The sequence below is a fragment of the Petrotoga sp. DB-2 genome, from assembly GCF_054051725.1.
Genome location: NZ_JBSVZD010000070.1, coordinates 1 through 627, shown reverse-complemented (window position 1 = coordinate 627; position 627 = coordinate 1). Strand labels below are relative to the sequence as shown.

The window sequence follows — 627 nt, the reverse complement described above, 5'->3', positions numbered from 1 at the left end:
GAACCATTTACAGAGAAACCGATAAAATTATTGGCGCACAGAGGATTTTTAATATTAGTTACTAAAGAAAACTACCAGATATATCAAACTTTACCAATAATAGAAAACCTCAATTTACACTCCTCTTTTCTTTTTTGAATTCTTCTTAGTATCTCTTTCTTGAAGCAGATATCTCTTTTTTAAAAAGATTTTGTTTTCAGGAAGTTTGAGGGGGGTACTCCCTCAAAGACTCGAATTATGATCTAACCAATCTTTTTCACGGACATTTAATATTATTTCATGCGAAAACGGCTGTATAATAAAAATGGTTGATTAGGTACTTGACAAAAGGGGTAAAAAAAAGATATCACTCCTCATAGAACAAAAAACAAAAAATAAAAAGAGAGAGAGGAGTGATATCATGAGCAACAAAATTATAGCACAAATACTGGGTATTGACAAAGGGTTTAAGTTAAAAGAGAGAAAAGATTTGAGAAAAGATGGAAAGATTTATTTTGAAGTGAGATATTCGAAAAAGGTAGGGATACCAGAATGCCCGTATAAATGTAAAGGATGTAAAGACAAGCGAGAATACATAGTACGTAACGGTAGAGCAAAAGAAAGGATTATCAAAGCTGGCAAAGTTGG

1 pseudogene is annotated in these 627 nt (G+C 32.1%); it reads left to right on the top strand.

The window, feature by feature from the left end:
* Positions 1 to 400 precede the first annotated feature (400 nt).
* Positions 401 to 627: pseudogene (locus tag ACW9JY_RS10465) on the top strand (ISL3 family transposase); the annotation flags it as partial.